Annotated in this window: 17 protein-coding genes and 1 pseudogene; 8 read left to right on the top strand and 10 right to left on the bottom strand. The window is 71.3% G+C overall.

Translation table 11 applies throughout. The features are described from left to right. The first annotated feature begins 59 nt into the window (after positions 1-59). The 4 genes from OG303_RS46610 to OG303_RS46595 all read left to right on the top strand — a co-directional run bounded on the left by OG303_RS46610 (position 60) and on the right by OG303_RS46595 (position 7,118). The gene (locus OG303_RS46610; protein WP_405876110.1) at positions 60-1,148 is read left to right on the top strand and encodes a glutamate--cysteine ligase; all 1,089 of its coding nucleotides are present in this window, start codon (positions 60-62) and stop codon (positions 1,146-1,148) included. Between the two features lie 124 nt (positions 1,149-1,272). Further along, positions 1,273-3,180, top strand: coding sequence for an AMP-dependent synthetase/ligase (locus OG303_RS46605; protein ID WP_405876109.1), 1,908 nt, complete (start codon positions 1,273-1,275; stop codon positions 3,178-3,180). Between the two features lie 223 nt (positions 3,181-3,403). Next, positions 3,404-4,780 carry an NAD(P)/FAD-dependent oxidoreductase gene (locus OG303_RS46600; protein ID WP_405876108.1) on the top strand — a complete coding sequence of 459 codons (1,377 nt, stop codon included), beginning with the start codon at positions 3,404-3,406 and terminating at the stop codon, positions 4,778-4,780. Between the two features lie 94 nt (positions 4,781-4,874). Beyond that, positions 4,875-7,118 carry an FUSC family protein gene (locus OG303_RS46595; RefSeq protein ID WP_405876107.1) on the top strand — a complete coding sequence of 748 codons (2,244 nt, stop codon included), beginning with the start codon at positions 4,875-4,877 and terminating at the stop codon, positions 7,116-7,118. Between the two features lie 6 nt (positions 7,119-7,124). On the opposite strand, the gene OG303_RS46590 is transcribed toward OG303_RS46595, so the two are convergent. The 5 genes and pseudogenes from OG303_RS46590 to OG303_RS46570 all read right to left on the bottom strand — a co-directional run bounded on the left by OG303_RS46590 (position 7,125) and on the right by OG303_RS46570 (position 9,892). Beyond that, the gene (locus OG303_RS46590; protein WP_405876106.1) at positions 7,125-7,556 is read right to left on the bottom strand and encodes a hypothetical protein; all 432 of its coding nucleotides are present in this window, start codon (positions 7,554-7,556) and stop codon (positions 7,125-7,127) included. Between the two features lie 28 nt (positions 7,557-7,584). Further along, positions 7,585-8,136: pseudogene (locus OG303_RS46585) on the bottom strand (DUF1206 domain-containing protein); the annotation flags it as partial. A gap of 44 nt (positions 8,137-8,180) precedes the next feature. Next, complete coding sequence (locus tag OG303_RS46580) at positions 8,181-8,390, bottom strand: DUF5133 domain-containing protein (protein ID WP_405876105.1); 210 nt, start codon at positions 8,388-8,390, stop codon at positions 8,181-8,183. A 29-nt stretch (positions 8,391-8,419) separates the two neighbouring features. Next, positions 8,420-9,271, bottom strand: coding sequence for a SigB/SigF/SigG family RNA polymerase sigma factor (locus OG303_RS46575; protein WP_405876104.1), 852 nt, complete (start codon positions 9,269-9,271; stop codon positions 8,420-8,422). Between the two features lie 177 nt (positions 9,272-9,448). Then, entirely contained in the window at positions 9,449-9,892 is a 444-nt protein-coding gene (locus OG303_RS46570; RefSeq protein ID WP_405876103.1) for an ATP-binding protein, read from the bottom strand. Between the two features lie 262 nt (positions 9,893-10,154). On the opposite strand from OG303_RS46570, the gene OG303_RS46565 reads away from it, so the two are divergent. Beyond that, on the top strand, positions 10,155-10,373 hold the full coding sequence (locus OG303_RS46565; RefSeq protein WP_405876102.1) for a hypothetical protein: 219 nt from the start codon (positions 10,155-10,157) through the stop codon (positions 10,371-10,373). 268 nt (positions 10,374-10,641) lie between these two features. Further along, positions 10,642-11,097, top strand: coding sequence for a cyclic nucleotide-binding domain-containing protein (locus OG303_RS46560; RefSeq protein WP_405876101.1), 456 nt, complete (start codon positions 10,642-10,644; stop codon positions 11,095-11,097). A gap of 51 nt (positions 11,098-11,148) precedes the next feature. Here the strand turns inward: OG303_RS46560 and OG303_RS46555 are convergent, their stop codons facing one another. Beyond that, positions 11,149-12,447, bottom strand: a complete 1,299-nt coding sequence (locus OG303_RS46555; RefSeq protein ID WP_405876100.1) for an MFS transporter — start codon at positions 12,445-12,447, stop codon at positions 11,149-11,151. A 94-nt stretch (positions 12,448-12,541) separates the two neighbouring features. Further along, a complete protein-coding gene (locus tag OG303_RS46550) occupies positions 12,542-13,156 on the bottom strand; it encodes a LysE/ArgO family amino acid transporter (protein ID WP_405876099.1) in 615 nt (204 codons plus the stop codon). 66 nt (positions 13,157-13,222) lie between these two features. On the opposite strand from OG303_RS46550, the gene OG303_RS46545 reads away from it, so the two are divergent. Both OG303_RS46545 and OG303_RS46540 read left to right on the top strand, forming a co-directional pair. Next, complete coding sequence (locus OG303_RS46545) at positions 13,223-14,131, top strand: LysR family transcriptional regulator ArgP (RefSeq protein ID WP_405876098.1); 909 nt, start codon at positions 13,223-13,225, stop codon at positions 14,129-14,131. 75 nt (positions 14,132-14,206) lie between these two features. Further along, positions 14,207-14,692, top strand: a complete 486-nt coding sequence (locus tag OG303_RS46540; RefSeq protein WP_405876097.1) for a winged helix-turn-helix transcriptional regulator — start codon at positions 14,207-14,209, stop codon at positions 14,690-14,692. Here OG303_RS46540 and OG303_RS46535 read toward each other — a convergent pair. From OG303_RS46535 to OG303_RS46525, 3 genes are all read right to left on the bottom strand, one after another. After that, the gene (locus OG303_RS46535) at positions 14,650-16,329 is read right to left on the bottom strand and encodes an MBL fold metallo-hydrolase (RefSeq protein WP_405876096.1); all 1,680 of its coding nucleotides are present in this window, start codon (positions 16,327-16,329) and stop codon (positions 14,650-14,652) included. The genes OG303_RS46540 and OG303_RS46535 overlap by 43 nt on opposite strands. Then, positions 16,326-16,508, bottom strand: coding sequence for a hypothetical protein (locus OG303_RS46530; RefSeq protein WP_405876095.1), 183 nt, complete (start codon positions 16,506-16,508; stop codon positions 16,326-16,328). The genes OG303_RS46535 and OG303_RS46530 overlap by 4 nt, the downstream gene beginning before the upstream one ends. 136 nt (positions 16,509-16,644) lie before the next feature. After that, on the bottom strand, positions 16,645-17,352 hold the full coding sequence (locus tag OG303_RS46525) for a TetR/AcrR family transcriptional regulator (protein ID WP_405876094.1): 708 nt from the start codon (positions 17,350-17,352) through the stop codon (positions 16,645-16,647).

Below are 17,352 nucleotides of genomic sequence, written 5' to 3'. Positions count from 1 at the left end.
TCGACGGGGTACCCGGTGCTCGTCGTAGCCGCAGCCACGCCTCGGAAAGGCGGCCTCACGTGCGCACCGTCGGAGTGGAGGAGGAACTCCTCCTCGTGGACCCGGAGACCGGCGAGCCGAAGGCGATGTCCGCCGCGGTGCTCGCCCGTGCGGCCCGGGACAGCACCGACCAGGGGGTGTTCGAGAAGGAGTTGTACGGCGAGATGCTGGAGTTCGCCACGCATCCCCAGGCCGACATGGCGGACCTGGGCGCGGAGATCGTCCGCTGCCGCCGGGAGGCCGCACGGCACGCCGAGGGGATCGGGTGCACGGTGGCCGCTCTCGCCAGCTCACCGCTGCCGGTCAACCCGTCCGTCGGGATGGGCAGCCGCTACCGGTGGATGGCGGACCAGTACGGCATCGCCGCCCAGGAGCAGCTCGTGTGCGGCTGTCACGTCCACGTGTCCGTCGACTCCGACGAGGAGGGCGTCGCGGTCCTCGACCGCATCCGGCCCTGGCTGTCGGTGATCGCCGCGCTCAGCGTCAACTCCCCCTTCTGGCAAGGCATGGACAGCAGCTACGACAGCTACCGCAGCCGGGTGTGGCAGCGCTGGCCGTCGGCCGGGCCGACCGAGTTGTTCGGATCGGCCGAGCGCTACCACCGACGCGTGACGGACATGGTCGCGAGCGGGGTGATCCTCGACGAGGGGATGGTCTACTTCGACGCCCGTCTGTCCCGGCAGTACCCGACGGTGGAGGTCCGCGTCGCCGACGTATGCCTGCACGCCGCCACGGCCACCCTCGTCGCCACGCTGACCAGGGGGCTCGTGGAGACCGCCGCGCGGGAGTGGCGCGCCGGCCACGCGCCCGTCGACCACAGCGTGAGCCTGCTCAGGATGGCCGCCTGGCAGGCCGCACGCTCCGGTCTCGCCAAGGAGCTGCTGCACCCCACGACCATGCGCCGGCTGCCCGCCGGGAGCGTGGTGCGGGCGCTGCTGGAACACGTCGGCGACGCGCTCGCCGACAGCGGCGACCTGGAGCGTGCCGAGACGACCTGTGCCCGGCTTCTCGACGGCGGCACCGGCGCGCAGAAACAGCGTGAACTGCTGGCGCGGACCGGCAGTTTGCGGGAGGTCGTCACCACCTGCGTACATCAGACACAGGAATGATCATCACGGAAGCGCAACTTCACAGGTTCCTGTCACCATTCGCACTCACCTGGGCTAGATTCGAGCACCGTCGACAACGGAACTCGTCGGCGTGGTCACCCTCCGTACAGCTCTGGAGCAGCGCATGCGCGACTTCGCCCTCGCTCCCCCCACCGTCTCGTCCCTGACCGGCGGGCTGGCCGACAGCATCTTCGACACGGCCGCCCTCAACCCCACCCTCCCCATGCTCGCGCGCCGCCCCACCCCCTCCTCCACCACCTGGGAGGAGGTGACCGCCATAGAGGTGCGGGACGAACTCGTGGATCTCGCGAAGGGGTTGATCGCGTCCGGCATTTCGCCCGGCCACCGCGTGGCGATCATGGCGCGCACCCGTTACGAGTGGACGGTGCTCGCCCACGCGCTGTGGGCGGTGGGCGCCGAGGTCGTCCCGATCTATCCGACGTCCTCGCGCGACCAGGTGGAGAGCATCCTGCGGGACTCCGGCTGCGTGGCCGTGGTGGTGGAGGACGAGCAGGCGGTGATGACGGTCGGCTCCGTGTGCGGGGAGCTGCCACTGCTGCGCCACGTCTGGCAGTTGGACGCCGGGGCGCTGGACGATCTGGTGGGGCGGGGCAGGTTCATCCCGATCGCCACGGTCGATTCACTGCGCCGTATCGTGCTGCCGGACTCCACCGCCGTCGTCGCCTACACCTCCGGTACGACGGGTCACCCCATGGGGTGCGCGCTGAGCCACCGCAACCTGGCCCATTCCTGCGACACACTGCTCAGGGGCTGGGGTCACACCGTGCGGCCGGCGGACGGAGGGCAGCCATCGGTCCTCGCCTTCCTGCCCTTCTCCCACGTGTACGGGCTCCTGGTCCAGAGCCTGTGCATCCGCGGCGGGATGCTGATGGCGCACGAACCCGACCTGAGCGAGGAATCCCTGTCGTCGGGCCTGCGTTCCTTCCGCCCCACCTACTTCTGCGCCGTCCCCTCGCTGCTCGAGAAGATCTACAAGAACTTCCTGCGCGCCGCCCAGGAAGCCGGCCGCGGGGCCCTGTTCGAGCGGGCCTCGGACACGGCGCGGGACTTCGCCGCGGCGCTGGAACGGCAGCGGCTGGGCGGCGGTTCGGGTCCCGGTTTCGATCTGCGGCTCCAACACGCCCTGTTCGAGCGGACGGTGTACCGCAAGCTGCGCGCCGCGCTCGGCGGCAGGGTGGTCCGGGCGACGTCGGGCGGCTCGTCCCTCAGCCGCGAACTCTCCCTCTTCTACGAGGGGATCGGCATCTACGTGAACGACGGGTACGGCCTCACGGAAGCCGCCGGCGGTATCACCGCGCAACCGCTCGGCCGGGAGATGTCGGGCACCGTCGGACAGGCACTGCCGGGCAACGACATCATCGTGGCCGACGACGGCGAGATCCTGGTCCGCGGGCCGTCGGTGTTCCAGGGCTACATCAACAACGACGCGGCGACGCGGGGAGCGCTGCGCGGCGGCTGGCTGGCCACCGGGGACCTCGGACGGCTGGACTCCGAGGGCTATCTGACGATCACCGGCCGCAAGAAGGACATCATCGTCACCAGCAGCGGCAAGAACGTCGCCCCGGCCGCCCTGGAACAGCGGCTGAGGATGCATCCGTTGATCCACCAGGCGGTCGTCGTCGGCGACAACCGCCCCTGCGTCGGGGCCCTGATCACCCTGGACCCGCAGTTCCTGGCCTACTGGCGCGGCTCCCTGTCGCTGCACAGCGACGCGCCGAGCCGGGAGGCCCGCGAGGAGAACGCGCTGCGGGAGGAGATCGGACGCGCCGTGGCCGCGGCCAACAGCGCGGTCTCGCGCTCGGAGTCGATCCGGGTCTTCCGTGTGCTCCCGGTCCAGTTCGACCTGTCCAACGGGATGTTGACGCCGTCGATGAAGCTGCGCCGGGACGCGATTGTGCGGCACTACGCGTTCGAGATCGACGCGATGTACCAGGCACGCTCGCGCGCTCCGCGGCAGACCGTGCCGGACGAGCTGTCGAGCTGGGACGAGTCGGACAACGTCTTCCGCTGACCACACGGTCGTCACGTCCTGTGAACCATGTGATCCAAAAGGTTCACTCCTGACCGGTGCGTTTCCGCATCCGGGCGGGCATGGTGGTCCTCGACTCTTTCGTCTGCCTGCCGCACCCAGCTGGCGGAACGGCTGAAGGCACGGTGGGATCGATGTGGTGCAAGCAGCGATCCAGGGCATGCGAAGGGCGTCGGATGCAGACCGCCTGGAGCCGCAGAGAGGGATGAACACCGTGACACGACCCAGGATCCTGGTGGTTGGCGCAGGCTTCGCCGGCGTGGGATGCGTACGCCGGCTGGAGCGGAAACTCGCGCCGGACGAAGCGGACGTCACGCTGGTGACGCCGTTCGCCTACCAGCTCTATCTGCCGCTGCTCCCCCAGGTCGCCTCCGGCGTGCTGACGCCGCAGTCGATCGCCGTCTCGCTCAGGCGCAGCAAGAAGTACCGCACCCGGATCATTCCGGGCGGAGCCATCGGCGTCGACCTCAAGTCCAAGGTCTGCGTCATCCGCACCATCACCGACCAGATCGTGAACGAGCCGTACGACTACATCGTGCTGGCCCCCGGCAGCATCACCCGCACCTTCGACATCCCGGGTCTCACCGAGCACGCGTTCGGCATGAAGACCCTTGCCGAGGCCGCCTACGTCCGCGACCACGTCATCTCCCAGCTCGACCTGGCCGACAGCAGCGACGACCCGGCGGAGCGTGCCTCGCGGCTGCAGTTCGTCGTGGTCGGCGGTGGGTACGCCGGCACCGAGACGGCCGCCTGTCTGCAGAAGCTGACGCACGCCGCGGTCAAGCGCTATCCCCGTATCGACCCGGGGCTGATCAAGTGGCATCTGATCGACATCGCCCCGAAGCTGATGCCCGAACTGGGCGACAAGCTGGGCCGCAGCGCGCAGGAGATCCTGGCCCGGCGCGGCATCGACGTCTCGCTGGGCGTCTCCATCGCGAAGGCGGCGCCCGAGGAGGTCACCTTCACCGACGGCCGCGTGGTGCCCACCCGCACTCTGATCTGGACCGCGGGCGTCGTCGCCAGCCCGCTGATCGCCACGCTGGGCGCGGAGACGGTGCGGGGCCGGCTCGCGGTGAACGCCGAGATGAACCTGCCCGGCCAGGACGGTGTCTTCGCGCTCGGCGACGCGGCGGCCGTGCCCGACAAGGCCAAGGACGACGACAACGCCGTCTGCCCGCCCACGGCCCAGCACGCGATGCGCCAGGGCAAGATCGTGGCCGACAACGTGGTCGCGTCCCTGCGCGACCAGCCGCTGACGCCGTACGTCCACAAGGACCTCGGCCTGGTCGTCGACCTGGGCGGCAAGGATGCCGTCTCCAAGCCGCTCGGCATCGAACTGCGCGGCGTGCCCGCCCAGGCCGTCGCCCGCGGCTACCACTGGTCGGCGCTGCGCACCAACGTCGCCAAGACGCGCGTGATGACGAACTGGGTGCTCAACGCGATCGCCGGCGACGACTTCGTGCGCACCGGCTTCCAGTCCCGCAAGGCCGCCAGGCTGAAGGACTTCGAGTTCACCGACGCCTATATGACGCCGGAACAGGTGCGGGCCCACGTCGAGGAGACGGACCGGAAGGAGACATGAGGCGGGTGCCGGCGGTCCGGACCCGTCGTGTCATGCTGAGATCCGGATCATGACGATCCGGTTCATGACGTGAAACGGGAGTGAGTACGGCGGCGTGAGGGCAGCGGGAGGGTCGGTCCGGGCACGGCTGCGCGATCTCGTGGCGGCCTCCGATCCGGGGTTGCTGCGGCTGGCCGCGGGCCTGCGGACGGTGGGCGCCATCGCGCTCACGCTGGCCGTGCTCTCCCTGCTGCAGGTCGACGTGCGCCTGCTCGTGGCCGGTGCCATCGCGGCCATGGTCTCCACCTTCGCCATCCGGGAGAAACAGCGCGCCCAGCAGGCCGTCACGCTCGCGCTGGGCCTTGTGGTGGCGCTGGCCTCCGTGTCCCTGGGCGCGCTTCTGCACTCCCGGGTGGTGGGCGGTGACGTCTTCTTCGTCGCCCTCATCTTCTGCGCCGTCTACTCCCGCCGGTTCGGCGACCGGGGCACCGCGCTCGGGCTGATCGGCTTCCAGGTCTACTTCATGTCCCTGTTCGTCGGCGCCACCGTGTCGGAGCTGCCGAAGTTGTGGGGTGTCGTCGCCGTCGCCGTCGCGTCCAGCGCCGTGGTGCGCTTCGCGCTCGTGCCGGAGACGCCCACGGGGGTCCTGGAGCGGCTGCGCGAAGCCTTCCGCGCCCGGCTGGCGCAGCTCGTGACCGCACAGCTCGGCCTGCTCGACGCCGGGCCGGACGAGATCGACAAGGCGCTGGAGGACGTACGCGGCGGCACCTCCCGGCTGCACGAGACGGCCATGATGATCCAGGGCCGGCTCGACGAGGGAACCGCCGACGAGGCCGCGGCCCGGCTCGTGCAGCGCCGCGTCGCGGACGCCGAGATCGCCGCCGAACGCCTCGGGCTCCTGCTGCTGACCTCCCTCAGTACCGAGCGGGCGGACACGCTGACCCTGCATCTGCCGGGCGCGCCCGTCACGCCGGGCGGCCATGTGCCTGTGGGGGACGAGGCGACCGCCGTCCTGCGCCGCGATCTGGAGGCGTTGCGCCTGCTGGTGCTGCGGCCCGTCTCCGAGGGCACGGGAACCGGTCTGGCCCAGCTGCGCAACCGGCTCCTCGGCTACCGGGACGAGGAGAACCTGCCGAAGGCCTCCCCCGCCGTCCAGGACGTGTTCCGGGGGATCGGCGAGGCCGCCCGTGCGGTGCTCGGGCTGCGGATCGCGCTCGGCGGGGCGCAGGACGACGCGGACGACACCCCGTCGACGGCCCGTTCCCGCGAGGAGCTGGACGCCGAGGACGCGGCGATCGACGCGGGCGAGGAGGCAGCCGAGGAGGCGCCTGCGGGGCTGGACAGGCCCACCACGCGTGCTGCCGTGCAGGTGGCGGTGGGGTCGGCGCTGGCCATCATCGGCGGCGAGTTCCTCTCCAGCCAGCGCTGGTACTGGGCGGTGCTGACCTGCTGGATCGTGTTCATCAACACGGCCTCGACCGGCGAGATCCTGGTCAAGGGCTACCGGCGGCTGCTGGGCACCGTGCTCGGTGTCGTGGCCGGTCTGCTGCTCGCGGGCCTCGTCGGGCACCACACCTGGACGGCGTTCGCGCTGGTGCTGCTGTGCGTGTTCGCGATGTTCTACACGGCCCCGCTGTCGTACACGCTGATGTCCTTCTTCGTCACCGCCGCGCTGGGCGTGCTGTACACCCTGCTGCACACCTACAGCCTGTCGGTGCTGGTCCTGCGGGTGGAGGAGACGGCGCTCGGCGCGGCCTGCGGGATCATCGCGGCGGCGTTCGTGCTGCCGGTGCACACCAACCGCCGTACGAACGACCTCCTCGTCACCGTGCTGGATCGGCTCGCCGACGTCACCGAGGCCGCCGTCGACCAGCTCAGCGGCGGGGACCCCGCCGAACTGCTCGACAAGGCGCGCGACCTGGACCAGGCGCTGGCCGACCTGCGCGCCGCGACCCAGCCGCTCACCCACCCGGTCACCCCGCTCAGGGCCCGGCGCAACACCGCCCGCTATGTCGTCGCGCTTCTGGAGACCTGCGCGTACCACGCACGTTCGCTGGCCGCGATGGCCGAGCTGCTGCCCACGCATCCCTCGATCGCGGCGGATCCGCGGCTGCGACGGGCCGGGCGGCGCATCCTCGCCAACATCGGGACGATCTCCGCTCGGGTCGCGGACGAGCGGGCCGCCGCCGAGGTCGAGACGGGGGCGAGCATCGCGGCCCTGCTGGAGTCCGAGGTGCCCGGCGGCTCGCGGTACGGCCGCATCACCGACCGGGTGCTCAGGCATCTGCAGCGCCTGGACGAGGCGGTGGTGGGCCTGGCCCGGCCGCTGAAGGTGCCGGTGGCCGCGCCGAAGCGGTGAGCGTGCTCAGAAGTCGGTGGGCAGACCGCTCGCTTCGGCGATGCCGCGCAGCTCCTCGTTCTGCCGGTGCCGTTCCCGGATGTACTCGGCGATCTCGCCCAGCCGTGCCGGGTCGGAGGCGGTGTCCGCGTCGGTGATCACTCTGACCGTGCCGGTCTCCTCGAGGTCGATCTCGACGACCTCGTTGTCCAGTCGGCCGGTGACCGCGGCGGCGATGACCAGGGCGGCCTCGTCGCGGACCTCCTGGGAGAGGCCGTCCCCGTGGTCCCCGTCCAGCGCGAAGTCCAGCTCGGGCACGCGTTCCTCATCGATGGCCCGCAGGACCGGCTCGACGACGCCGAGCAGCTGCCGGTAGTCCTCCGTGTCCATCCGGGTGCGCAGGAGACCGAGGTAGAGGTCGACGGGCCGGTGCTCCGGTGGAAACTCGGATTCGTTCATCCGGTCCGTGTTCCCCGTGATCCGCGCCTCAGACCCTGCGCCAACGAACCAGACCGAACGAGAACAGCCCGAACAGTACGAGACCGGCCGCGACGCAGACGAGCAGCGACGGACCGAGCGGGGTGTGAGCGAACGAGCGCAGGGTGTCGTCCAGCCCCTTTGCGCGGTCCGGTTCGTAGTCGACGGCGGCGCGCACGGCGAAGGCGCCCGCGGCGGCGAACACCAGGCCGCGCGCCGCGCCGCCCGCCACTCCGGTGACGTCCACCAGCCGTCGGGCCCATGGGGACATCTCGCCGAGCTTGAGCTCGTCGCGGTAGTCGCGCCGCACGGCCCGGGCGGCGATCCACACGCCCGCCACGACGACGCCGGCCCCGGCCGCGCCCACGAGCCACTGCCTGGCGGGCAGGCCCAGGGCCCTGGCCGTGACGTCGCGGGACTGCGCGTCGCTCGACCCGCTGCCGCCGGGGCGGGGGCCGGTTGCGAAGGACAGCACGGAGTAGGCGACGAAGCCGTAGAAGACACAGCGGACCACCGCGAGCAGCCGCTTTCGCGCTGCACGGCCCTCCGGCCCGACCGAGCCGTGTCCTGTCGCCGTCATCGGACTCCGATCTCCGTCGCCTCCGGTCATGCCGGGATGATCGTCTCGAGCAGCCGGTGCGCGGCTTCCAGGGCCCGTCCCAGCTCTTGCGTGCCGGTCGACACACAGAGGGTGTAGGCCAGATCCTGCGCGCGCTTGCTCGGCCTGGCCCCGCCCGCCGTCGCAGCCTCCTCGGCCGGCACGGTCTCGTACTCCTCGACGAGCCTTCGCAGGACGGCGGGACGGGGGATCAGCATCGGTGCACTCCTCGTGCGGTCCGGTGGGCTCAAGCCGCGACCGCCCGTCCGTCGGTACCCCGCTGCCCCAGCGCCTCGGCGCGTACCCGGGCGCAGCTGCGGCTGATGAGGCGGGAGACGTGCATCTGCGAGATGCCGAGCCGGTCGGCGATCCGGCTCTGCGTCATGTCCTCGAAGTAGCGCATGTAGAGGATGGCGCGCTCGCGTTCGGGCAGCCGGCGCAGTCCTTCCTTGGCGGATTCGCGATCGATCACGACGTCGTACGAGGAGTCCGCCACGCCGAGGGTGTCCGCGAGGCGGTAGCCCTCCTCGTCGCCCGAGAGTTCGGCGTCCAGTGACAGGGTGCTGAAGCTTTCGAGGGCTTCGAGGCCGGCGCTCACCTCGTCCTCGGTGAGTCCGGTGTGGACGGCGATGTCGGCGACGGAGGGTTCGGGGCTGCCCGGGGTCTGGGTGAGTGCGCGGCGGGCCAGCCGTACCTTGTTGCGCAGTTCCTGGACCCGGCGGGGCACCCTGAGCGCCCACATCCGGTCCCGGAAGTGGCGTTTGACCTCGCCGGTGATGGTGGGCACGGCGTAGCTCTCGAAGGCGCCCCGCTCCGGGTCGAACCGGTCGATCGCCTTGACCAGGCCGAGTGCCGCGACCTGGCGGAGGTCCTCCACGGCCTCCCCGCGGTCGCGGAAGCGGCCGGCGATCCGGTGCGCCATGGGCAGCCAGACAGTGACGAGTTCGTCGCGTATCGCGTCCCGCTCGGGGCCGCACTCCAGGGTGGCCAGGCGGGCGAAGAGGTCCGCCGTGTCGGGGGCGTCGTCGTGCCGCCGTCCGCTGCGAGCGGTCGGGCGGGCCTGCGCGCCGGATGTGCTTGTCGACATGTCGATGAGCATGCGGAATCGCTCCTGAATGAGGGTTTCAGGGACTTACCGCGGGAAAAGCCGACGCCCGGACCGACTGATGGGGCCCAGGGCAGCCGTACCGCTCCCGCTGGCGCGCCTCCGGTCCGAAGCACGAACGTCCGTATGCCCGGCCCCCGCGGGAACAAACGCCACCCCGATGGAAGACGTTCAGCGAAAGGCGACCACGGCGGTGATGCACTTGCCGCCGGCGGGCAGTTCGGACACGCGGACCTCGCGGGCCAGCCGGCAGACGATGGGCCAGCCGTGGCCGCCGACGCGCCGGCGTCGCAGCGGGTCCGCAGGCTCCCTGGTCACGGGCAGTCGGTCGCTGCGGTCGCTCACCGAGACGCGCACGCCCGTTCCGAGGACGTCGACGCGGAAGTCCGTGACGCCACCGCCGTGCAGGATCGCGTTGGTCGTCAGCTCGGAGACGACGAGCAGAGCGTCCCCCAGAGCCTCCGGATCACAGTGTGTGTGGGTGGCCCAGCAGCGTTCGGTGACCGCTCGCTCGACCGCCCTTCGCGCCTCCGCGGGTTGGCACGACCCCGGCGCATGCGTCCGCTGCGCGCCCGGCCGCTGGAGGGCGGGTGGGGTCCCGTGCTCCTCGCACATCGCCTGGCTCCCTGATCGGTGAAGAACCGGCTTCCTTGTACGGGGGAAGGAAACCGGACCCTGCCACACCCACGGCCGCCGCGTCCGGGCCACTGCCTTCACGGACACGGCACTTCCCCCGCCCGGTCACAGCGGCTCAGCCTCCCGCTGCGCGAGCACCGCAGGTCTCCTGTTCGGCTCACCTGCACAGGCTCCGTCAAACCTCTCGACCCGATGTAGCTGCCCGGGCCTGCGGAGCGCACATCGTGGGTACGCGGATGCCATGACCGATGTCGTGGACTCAGACGAGCTGCTGCGGCGCATCCGGCGCGCCCGGACCTGCGCGCAGCAGGAGGTGCGGGCGTGGCGGGCACGGAGCGACGACCTGCGGGCGACCGATCCGGAGGCGGCGCGCGACGCCGCCGTACGGACCCTGGCCTACGAGGCCGTCCTCAGAGTGCTGGACGAGATCCTGACCCCGGGCAGCCACGCCTCGAAGTGAAACCGGTCACGTGACCCGGTTGTGAGTACGCGAAAACCCCGTCGATGGTTTACGGTTCATTCATACGTGGTGACGGAGTCGACCGTACCGTCCTCCGACGCCACCGCTTACGGCCCTGGCTGGTCTCCCCCGTCCAGCCAGGGCTTTTTTATGCCCTCGGGGTTCCTGGCGGGAACTGCCGTCCTCCGAGGTGCTCGAGGCGTCCGCAGCGGCTGAAATGGGCGTAGGGAAAGCACCGGAACCGATTCTCGGCGAGGAGCCCCGCGTCATGACCAAAGCGATAAAACTGCTGACCGCCCTTCCCCCGCCCCGGCGCCAGAGTTTGATGACGCTCGCGCACGAGGTCTCCTTCGCGGAGGACACCCGGATCTTCGAGGCGGGCGGCAGGGCCGACCGCTTCTGGGTCATCCGCTCGGGCGCGGTCTGTCTCGACCAGCGCGTCAACTCGCTGCAGCGGGTGACCGTGGCGACCCTCGGCGCGGGCGATCTGCTCGGCTGGTCCTGGTTGTTCCCGCCGCACGAGTGGGACTTCGGCGCGGAGGCCTTCAGCCCCGTGCGCGCCTACGAGTTCGACGCGGCGGCGGTGCTGCGGCTGTGCGAGGACGACACACAGCTCGGGCTCATACTGGTGCGCAGCGTCGCCGAGATCCTCGCGCACCGCCTGGAGACGACGCGCGGCAAGCTCATGGAGCAGCACTCGAGCCACCGGCGCAGCGCCCTCTAGCGCGTGCCGGGCGCGCGACGCCCGGCTGATCCGCCGTACCGGCCCCAGGAATCAGATGCGGTAGCGGCGCAGTGCCGGGACCGCGGCGGCCAGGGTCAGCATCACGACGACGACGAGGAGGCCGCCGCCGGCGACCGCCGTGCGGGGGCCGAAGGCCGAGCCCGCGGTGCCGTGCAGGACGTCGGCGAGGCGCGGACCGCCCGCCACGACGACCGTGAAGACGCCCTGCATACGGCCGCGCATCTCGTCGGTGGCGGCGGACAGCAGGATCGCCCCGCGGAAGACCATCGAGACCATGTCGGCGACCCCGGCCAGGGCGAGGAACACCACCGCGAGCCACAGGTTTCCGCTCAGGCCGAAGCCGGTGATCGCGGCGCCCCAGGCGACGACCGCGCCGATCACCATCCAGCCGTGCCGGCGGGCCCGGGAGAACGTGCCCGAGAACAGGCCGCCGAGCACCGCACCGATGGGGATCGCCGCGAACAGCAGGCCGAGCGCGAGACCTTCGCCGTAGGGGCTGTAGGTCTGGGCGGCGAGCTGGGGGAACAGGGCGCGGGGCATGCCGAAGACCATCGCGATGATGTCGGCGAGGAAGGACAGCAGCAGCACCTTGTGCATGGAGATGTAGCGGAAGCCCTCCGCGATCTCCCGCACGCCCGCGCGTCGCGCCGTCGCGGACGCCAGGGGCGGCAGCGAGGGCAGCTTGTAGACCGCCCACACGGTGACGCACAGCGCGAGCGCGTCGATCAGATACAGCTCGGGCAGGCCGATGACCGGTATCAGGGCGCCTGCCAGCAGCGGTCCGACCACCTGCCCGGTCTGCATGACGGTCGAGCCGAGGGCGTTGGCCGCGGGCAGCTGGCTTTCCGGCACCAGGCGGGCGATGGACGCGTTGCGGGCGGGGGCGTTCAGGCCCCAGAACGCCTGCTGCATCGCGAGCAGGATCATCAGCGCGGCCACGGACTCCAGCCCGGCGAAGGCCTGGAGCCAGAACAGCAGCGAGGTGACGGCGATGCCGATGTTGGTGATCAGGAGCAGCTTGCGGCGGTCCATGCTGTCGGCGACCGCGCCGCCCCACAGCGCGAACACGATCAGCGGCAGCAGACCGGCGAGGCTCGCGGCGCCGACCCACGCCGAGGAGCCGGTGATGTCGTAGATCTGCTTGGGCACGGCGACGGCGGTGAGCTGGCTGCCGACTGCCGTGACGATCGTCGAGGACCACAGCCGGCGGTAGGCCGGGATGCGCAGGGGGCGGGTGTCCATGGCCCAGCGGCGCCACCCTCGCCGGGGTGGATCGACCGCGACCGGGTCCGGTGTCTGCGGTTCGGTGCTGCTCTCGCTGGTGTCCACGGGCGTCCTGGTTGCTCGATACATCTTTCGGGTCCGGGGTTCACTATCCCAGCACCGCAAGAGAGTTCGGGACGCGCGGTCTCAGGTTGTGGACTCAGGCCCTGACGACGAGCAGGGTGCCGAGCGCGATCATCGTCGCGGCGACCAGTCCGTCCAGGACCCGCCAGGCCGCCGGCTTGGCCAGGAAGCGGCCGAGTGCACGGCCACCGAAGCCGAGTGCCGCGAACCAGCACAGGCTGGCGAGGGCGGCGCCGAGGCCGAACGTCCAGCGCAGCCGGCCGCGGTCGGCGGCGATCGAGCCGAGCAGGAACACGGTGTCGAGGTAGACGTGCGGGTTGAGCCAGGTCAGCGCCAGACAGGTCAGCACCGCCCGCCTGCGCGAGCCCGCCGTCTCCCCCTCGGTGAGCAGCGCGCCGCCCGGCCGCAGCACCCGGCGGGCGGCGAGGGCGCCGTAGCAGAGCAGGAAGGCGCCGCCGATCCAGCCGACCGCGGTCAGCGCCCCCGGCCAGGCCACCACCACAGCGCCGACCCCGCCGACGCCGAGCGCGATGAGGAGGGCGTCGGACAGGGCGCAGATGCCGACGACGGCGAGGACCGCGTGGCGGCGGATCCCCTGGCGCAGGACGAAGGCGTTCTGGGCGCCGATGGCGACGATGAGCGAGAGGCCGGTACCGAAGCCGGCGGCCGCGGCGGTCAGAGCGGGTGACATGGCACTGACGCTAGAGATTCGATCACTGCACGTACAGCTAAAGATTCTTACGTATCATTAGCAGGCATGAAGTCAGAGCTGACGGAGCTTCCCCTCGACCAGGTGCGGACGCTGCTCGCGGTGGTGGACGAGGGCACGTTCGACGCGGCGGCCGCGGCGCTGCACGTGACGCCGTCGGCGGTCAGTCAGCGGGTGAAGGCACTGGAGCAGCGCACGGGCCGGGTGCTCCTCATGCGTACGAAGCCGGTGCGGCCGACCGAGTCGGGCGAGGTCGTCGTGCGGTTCGCCCGGCAGCTGGCCCGACTGGAACGCGATGCGCGCGCCGAACTCGGCATGAGCGGGGCCGGGGAGCCGACCCGGGTGTCGATCGCGGTGAACGCCGACTCCCTGGCCACCTGGTTCCTCCCGGCACTGACGCGCGTACGGCCCGAACCCCGGCTCTGTTTCGAGCTGCGCCGCGAGGACGAGACCCGTACCGCGTCGTTGCTGCGGGAAGGTCTGGTGATGGCCGCGGTGACGTCGTCGCCGGAGCCGGTCACGGGCTGTTCCGTGCGCGCGCTGGGACGGATGCGCTATCTCCCGGTGGCCCACCCGGACTTCGTCCGCGAGCATCTCGGCGGACCGCTGCGGGACGCGCTCGCCGTGGCCCCCTCGGTGGCCTTCGACCGCAGCGACGACCTGCAGGACGCCTTCGTACGCCGGCTGCGGCGCGGGAGGGGTGGTGCGAGTGCGGTTCGGCATTTCGTGCCCACCTCGGAGGGGTTCGTGGAGGCCGTGGCCGCCGGTCTGGGCTGGGGCGTGGTGCCCGAGGTGCAGGCCGAGCCCCTGCTGGGCACCGGCCGCCTGGTCCGCCTCGCGCCGGAGGCGGTCGACGTACCCCTGTACTGGCAGCAGTGGAAGCTGGACTCCCCCGCACTGGCGGCCGTGGCCGAGGTGGTCGCGCAGGCGGCCGGGGAGGCGCTGCGCGGCGGATGAGCCGACGCGGCCGCCCGCCCGCTCGCGACCCCGCCACCCCTGACTTGCGTGATGCAATCGACGTACGATGGGGGCGTGCTTCCCCGTATGTACGAAGGTCAGGTCTGCTCGATCGCCCGGTCGCTCGAGGTGGTGGGCGAGCGCTGGTCGCTGCTGATCGTGCGCAACGCCCTGCGCGGCACGCGGAGGTTCGAGGACTTCCGCACCGACCTCGGCATCGCGCACAACGTGCTGTCCGACCGGCTGGGCAAGCTCTGCGAGGCCGGGATCCTGGAGCGGGTGCTCTACCAGACCCGTCCGGAGCGGTACGAGTACGTGGTGACCACGGCGGGCGTGGACCTGTGGCCGGTGATCATGTCCTTGCTGCTGTGGGGGGACCGGCACCGGGCCCCGGACGGGCCGCCGTTGATGGTCCTGCACCGCGGCTGCGGCGGCCGGCTCCGGCCTGGGCTCACCTGCGACGCCTGCGGAAAGCCGCTGGGACCGCTGGACTGCGACATGGAGCCCGGGCCCGGCGCTCAGCCGGCGGGTGACACGGTCAGGCCCGCCAGCCCCGCGTAGTAGGCGAACTTGAACGGATCGAAGAACTGGTTCCGCTCGACCAGCACCAGCAGGAGCCGTCGCCGCAGCTCGCCCAGTGCCGCGTCGTCCGGGTGGCTCAGCAGGCCGCAATCGACGATCCTGAGCGCCGCGGCGGGATCGTCGCGCGTCAGCAGTTCCTCGCCCGCCGCGACGAAGGCCTCCGCCTTGCCGCCGCCCAGCAGATCCAGTGCGGCGGCCCACTGCTCGGGAGCGAGGGGTTCGACGCCCTCCCCGTCCGCCTTCCAGTAGCCGGTCCCCTGGTCGTACACACGCTGGACGAAACCGTCACGGATGGCCAAGTACGGCAGCACCGCGACGGGATGGTCGCGCAGCACCTCGGGCAGGTGGTCACGGTCGAGCACGTCGGTGAGCGTGCGGCCCGCGGCGATGTCGTCCGCGACGACGGCGTGCAGGTCGCGCAGGGACGCCAGCAGCCCGGGGAACGACTCGATGGTGAAGTTCTCGGTCAGGGCGGTGTGTCCGTGGACCAGCAGCCTCGGGCGCAGGTCCTGGACCTTCCCCAGCGCGTCGAGCAGTCCCGCGGGCGATCCCTCGGGGAAGAACGGGGCGCCCAGATACGGCATGCACATGTCCCCGGTGAACACCACGCCCTCGTCCGGGAGATGGATGAGGAGACCGTCACTGGTCTCGCCTCCGCCGATGGGGACGAGGGTGAACCGCGTCTCGCCGACGGTCAGTGTCTCGGGCCGGTCGACGAGTCGGTCCGGCACGACGTGCGGGATGCCGTCCTGGTCCGCCGGCAGCAGGGACCGGAAGGGCGGCGGGCCCGCGGCCTGCAGCCGCAGCTCGTCGGGGAAACCGGCCTGGGCGATGACCTGGCTCGTAGCACCGGTCAGCGCCTCCAGGCCGCCGATGTGGTCGAAGTGCGCGTGGGTGAGGATCACATGGGTGATCGGCGCGTCGGTGATGGCACGCAGGTCGCGCAGTGCCGCCGCGGCGTGCCGGGGATGGCTCGCGGCGTCGATCGCCACGACGCCCTCGCCGGTGACGACGAACGCGAAGTCGGCGAAGTCGTAGCCCTGGGCGACGTGTACGCCGGGGGCCATTTCGACCAGCCTCGGCGGGGCCATGCGCAGCCCGTCCTCGGGACTCACCAAGTTCTCGGTGACCAGGGACAGTTCGGGACCGTGCCCGATGCGGGCGCGTGCCGCGCGGGCGTCCTCCGCGCGGCCCTGACATGCGTAGGCGCGCGCCAGGGCGGCATGCACGGAGTGCAGGAAACCCGCCGGGAGCCGGTCGCGTACCGCGAGGATGAACTCCAGGTCCGAGATCACCGTGTCGGCCCGGCCCGCGCAGTCCGGGAAGCCCGCGAGGACGGTTCCCCGGAAGTACTGGGGCAGTCCGAGATCGCGTGACGCGGCGGCGTCGAGCCGGACGAACGCCTTTTCGTCGGGCCCGTCGAGCCGGGCTTCGAACGCCCCGGCCAGGCTTTCGACCAGGGCCGATTCGGGTCGCTCGGCGCTGAGGGCGGCGAAGTGGTCGTAGCCTTCGCGGAGTTGGTGCGTCGCGAGCAGTTGCTGGGCCAGTACGACCAGCAGGCGGTCGGGGACGCCGGGCCACCGCACGGCTCGGCGCAGCGCCTCGGTCTTCTTCATGATGTCTCCTTCATCGTGGAAGAAGGCCGCGGTCCGACGGCCCCGGCGGGCTCCGTCCGGGATGCCGGGACACGGCCCGGAGCGAGCACCCAGGACAGGTCGGCGAGCGAGTCGTGCGGAAACGACCGTCCGAGGTCCGTGAACGCGATGTTCACGACGGTCACGTCCAGCAGGGCCATGACGACCACGGCCGACGTGACGACGAGGACCTTCCGGCGACGCTCGATGTTCCGACTCCGGCACCAGGCAGTGGATTGCTTGATGCAATCGACTATAGAGAGGTGACTTGCATCAAGCAATCGACTGAGCGGACTGTCAGGAGTTCAGGTCCGCCAGCTGCGCCGCGGCGCTGTCCAGCAGCATCTCCAGCGCCGTTGGATACGCACTGTCGACCATGCGGGTCGCCAGCAGGGGTGCTGCCTCGGCGATGCGCGGGTGGGTGGTGCGGGGCAGGTGGGCGTAGGTCGAGCGCCACATGGTCTCGTCGGCCCGCAGGGCATCGCTCGGCAGCGCCAGAGAAGCGGCGTCGAGGGCGGCGAAGGCCAGGGTCTGGTCGATGAAGGCGTGGTAGATGCGGACCGTGGCCGGGAGCGGGAAGCCGGCCGTGCGCAGGACGTCCAGGACGGCCTCGTCGGCGGCCAGTTCGTTGGCCCGGCCGGTGACCCGGCTGGTGGTCAGCAGGGCCGCCTGCGGGCGGGCGACGTAGGCGGCGTGGATGCGCAGCCCGACGGAGCGCAGGTCCGCCCGCCACTCCCCCGTCGGGCACCAGCCGTCGAGGGCCTGCCCTATGAGGGCGTCGCCGATGGCGAGGGTGAGGTCGTCCATGCCGCGGAAGTAGCGGTACAGCGTGCTCGGGTCGGCGTCCAGGGCCAGGCCGAGGCGGCGGGCGGTGAGGCCCGCGCTGCCGTGTTCGCGCAGCATCCGCAGCGCCGTTTCGACGATCAGCCGCTCGGACAGCACCGTGCCGCTCTTCGTGGGCCGGCGTCTGCGGCGCCTGTCCTCCGGCACCACCGGTTTGGGCAT

The organism is Streptomyces sp. NBC_00005, from assembly GCF_045160215.1.
Lineage (GTDB): Bacteria > Actinomycetota > Actinomycetes > Streptomycetales > Streptomycetaceae > Streptomyces.
This window is presented reverse-complemented; position numbering and strand designations above follow the sequence as displayed.

What these genes read in the sequence shown, in the direction of transcription:
- OG303_RS46565 (WP_405876102.1), top strand. Translation starts at nt 10,155, where the DNA reads ATGACCGATGTCGTGGACTCAGACGAGCTGCTGCGGCGCATCCGGCGC.
- OG303_RS46580 (WP_405876105.1), bottom strand. Translation starts at nt 8,390, where the DNA reads ATGCTGATCCCCCGTCCCGCCGTCCTGCGAAGGCTCGTCGAGGAGTAC.
- OG303_RS46525 (WP_405876094.1), bottom strand. Translation starts at nt 17,352, where the DNA reads ATGCCCAAACCGGTGGTGCCGGAGGACAGGCGCCGCAGACGCCGGCCC.
- OG303_RS46545 (WP_405876098.1), top strand. Translation starts at nt 13,223, where the DNA reads ATGAAGTCAGAGCTGACGGAGCTTCCCCTCGACCAGGTGCGGACGCTG.
- OG303_RS46535 (WP_405876096.1), bottom strand. Translation starts at nt 16,329, where the DNA reads ATGAAGAAGACCGAGGCGCTGCGCCGAGCCGTGCGGTGGCCCGGCGTC.
- OG303_RS46560 (WP_405876101.1), top strand. Translation starts at nt 10,642, where the DNA reads ATGACCAAAGCGATAAAACTGCTGACCGCCCTTCCCCCGCCCCGGCGC.
- OG303_RS46605 (WP_405876109.1), top strand. Translation starts at nt 1,273, where the DNA reads ATGCGCGACTTCGCCCTCGCTCCCCCCACCGTCTCGTCCCTGACCGGC.
- OG303_RS46570 (WP_405876103.1), bottom strand. Translation starts at nt 9,892, where the DNA reads ATGTGCGAGGAGCACGGGACCCCACCCGCCCTCCAGCGGCCGGGCGCG.
- OG303_RS46575 (WP_405876104.1), bottom strand. Translation starts at nt 9,271, where the DNA reads ATGCTCATCGACATGTCGACAAGCACATCCGGCGCGCAGGCCCGCCCG.
- OG303_RS46590 (WP_405876106.1), bottom strand. Translation starts at nt 7,556, where the DNA reads ATGAACGAATCCGAGTTTCCACCGGAGCACCGGCCCGTCGACCTCTAC.
- OG303_RS46550 (WP_405876099.1), bottom strand. Translation starts at nt 13,156, where the DNA reads ATGTCACCCGCTCTGACCGCCGCGGCCGCCGGCTTCGGTACCGGCCTC.
- OG303_RS46530 (WP_405876095.1), bottom strand. Translation starts at nt 16,508, where the DNA reads ATGGCCCTGCTGGACGTGACCGTCGTGAACATCGCGTTCACGGACCTC.
- OG303_RS46600 (WP_405876108.1), top strand. Translation starts at nt 3,404, where the DNA reads ATGAACACCGTGACACGACCCAGGATCCTGGTGGTTGGCGCAGGCTTC.